The sequence below is a fragment of the Thiohalocapsa sp. genome, assembly GCF_019695415.1.
Lineage (GTDB): Bacteria > Pseudomonadota > Gammaproteobacteria > Chromatiales > Chromatiaceae > Thiohalocapsa.
On sequence record NZ_JAIFKJ010000537.1, the window covers coordinates 1 to 2,232 of the forward strand.

General features: G+C 68.1%; 3 protein-coding genes. All 3 read left to right on the plus strand.

Translation table 11 applies throughout. The annotated features are described in order from the left end of the window. Positions 1–141 precede the first annotated feature (141 nt). The 3 genes from I6U14_RS14870 to I6U14_RS14880 all read left to right on the plus strand — a co-directional run bounded on the left by I6U14_RS14870 (position 142) and on the right by I6U14_RS14880 (position 2,043). Positions 142–615 carry a CDP-archaeol synthase gene (locus I6U14_RS14870; protein ID WP_296900301.1) on the plus strand — a complete coding sequence of 158 codons (474 nt, stop codon included), beginning with the start codon at positions 142–144 and terminating at the stop codon, positions 613–615. Between the two features lie 88 nt (positions 616–703). Then, on the plus strand, positions 704–1,456 hold the full coding sequence (locus tag I6U14_RS14875; RefSeq protein ID WP_296900302.1) for an endonuclease/exonuclease/phosphatase family protein: 753 nt from the start codon (positions 704–706) through the stop codon (positions 1,454–1,456). Then, on the plus strand, positions 1,453–2,043 hold the full coding sequence (locus tag I6U14_RS14880; RefSeq protein WP_296900303.1) for a CDP-alcohol phosphatidyltransferase family protein: 591 nt from the start codon (positions 1,453–1,455) through the stop codon (positions 2,041–2,043). The genes I6U14_RS14875 and I6U14_RS14880 overlap by 4 nt, the downstream gene beginning before the upstream one ends. The last annotated feature ends 189 nt before the right edge of the window (positions 2,044–2,232 follow it).

A 2,232-nucleotide genomic window follows, 5' to 3' on the forward strand; every position in this document is an offset into this window, starting at 1 on the left:
CCGGCTCCGTCTGATTTTTGGGCAGGATGCCCAATAAATCAGCGTCTCCCTAAGAGCCACGCCTGCTGTACGCTGTTGCCGCCGCACCGGTGCAGGCGCCCTGCCAGCGCACCAGGCACAACGAGCGTCGTCCAGCCCCCTATGTGGCCCCTGTTCTTGTTGATCATCGCCGCCAATGGCACGCCGGTGCTGCTGCAGACGCTGCTCGGCGGGCGTTGGTCGACACCGGTGGATCTGGGCCTGCGGCTGCGGGACGGCCACCGGCTGCTGGGTGACGCCAAGACCTGGCGCGGCCTGGCGGGGGCCATCGCAGCCGGCACGCTGCTCGCGCCGCTGCTCGGGCTGTCGCCGATGCTCGGTGCCGCAGCCGCTGCCCTGGCCATGGCGGGGGATCTGCTCGCGAGCTTCGTCAAGCGCCGTCTCGGCCGTACCCGCAGCAGCCGGGCGCTGCTGCTGGACACGGTACCCGAATCGCTGTTTCCGGGGCTCGGCCTGATGCTGCCTTTGCAGCTCACCGCGCTGGAGGTGCTGGTGTTGGTTATCCTCTTTACTCTACTGGACAACTTGGCCTCGCCGGTGCTTTACCGTTTGCGCCTGCGCCGCCGCCCCTGGTAGGCGTGACGGCCTATCCCGGTCGGCTCCCGCCCCGGGGCTGCGCGCCGCAACGAGCCGACGGACCCAGCCGAGGAAGACTCAACCGCACATGACCTGCGAGCTCAGCATTCTGACGTACAACATCCACAAGGGCTTCAGCATGAGCGGGCGGCAGTTCGTGCTGCACCGGATGCGCGATGCCCTGGCGGCAACCCGCGCGGATCTCGTCTTTCTGCAGGAAGCCCTGGGTGAGCATGCGAGCCACGCCCAACGGCTGCACGAGTGGCCGGAATACCCGCAGTTCGAGTTCCTGGCCGACACGGTCTGGCCGCACCATGCCTATGGCCGGAACGCGATCTACGACCAGGGCCACCACGGTAATGCCATTCTGAGCCGCTATCCCTTCCAGGAGTGGGAGAATATCGGCGTCTCGCCCTACCCCTTCGCCGCCAGTCGCAGTCTGCTGCACGGCGTGATCCAGGTGCCAGGTGCAAGCGACCGGCTGCACGTGGTCTGTGTACACTTCGGCTTCTTCGGCGCCGAGCGGCGCCCGCAAATCCAACGCCTGTGTGCGCGCATCGAGGCGCATGTGCCCCACCGCGAGCCACTGATCGTTGCCGGCGACTTCAACGACTGGTCCGGTCGGGCGGAGCGGGACTTCAACGTCGAGCTCGGTCTCACGGAGGTGTTTCGCACCCTGCATGGCCGGCATGCGCGCACTTGGCCGGCGGTGGCGCCCGTGCTCCCCATGGATCGCATCTATTGCCGCGGGGTCATGCCGGTGCGGGCCGAGCGCCTGGGGCTTGCGCCCTGGCACCGGCTGTCGGATCACACCCCGCTGCAGGCCTGGTTCCGGCTATGAGGGATCTACACCGCTGGCAACTGCCGAACCTACTCAGCGCCTTCAGGCTGGTGGCGGCGCCTGTCCTACTGCTGCTGGCATTGCAGGGGCATCGTGAGGCATTCCTCTGGCTCCTGGCCGTCGCCTTCTTCACCGACGCCATCGATGGCACCCTCGCTCGGCTGACAGGACAGGCCAGCCGCTTCGGCGCGATGCTGGACTCCTGGGCGGACGTGGCTGTCTACGCTGCGGTCGCCGTTTCCATGCTGCTGCTCTGGCCGGGCCTGGTGCGTGAGGAAGGCATCGCCTTCGGCGCCGTCGTGGCGAGCTTCGTCGTCCCGGCGCTGGTGGGCCTGCTGCGCTTTCGCCGCTTCACCAGTTACCACACTCGGCTGGTGAAGGTGGCCGTCGCGGCGTCGGCGGTTGGTCTGTTCCTATTGCTCCTCGACTTGGCAGCCTGGCCCTTTCGCGTCGCGGCGGTACTGGCGACGCTCGCGGCATTGGAGGAAATCGCGATCACGCTGGTGCTGGACGAAGAGCGGTCCAACGTCGGCAGCCTGTTGCACGTGCTGCGTGCCCGTCGTCGTCGGGACGACGCCCGCGGCTAACGAGGCTGCGCCCCAAGCCGACGAGCGGCGCGGCGCCCCAAACAATCAGCCCCGAGCCCTCAGCCCCGGCCCTCCCCCCCCACCCGGCCCCTTCCCGCCCCTCCTCCCCCACCACGCCAATCCCACCACACCGTTGCCGGCACGCACCGAGTCCCGTTGCCTATCACTGGTTTCCTCACTACACCCCCG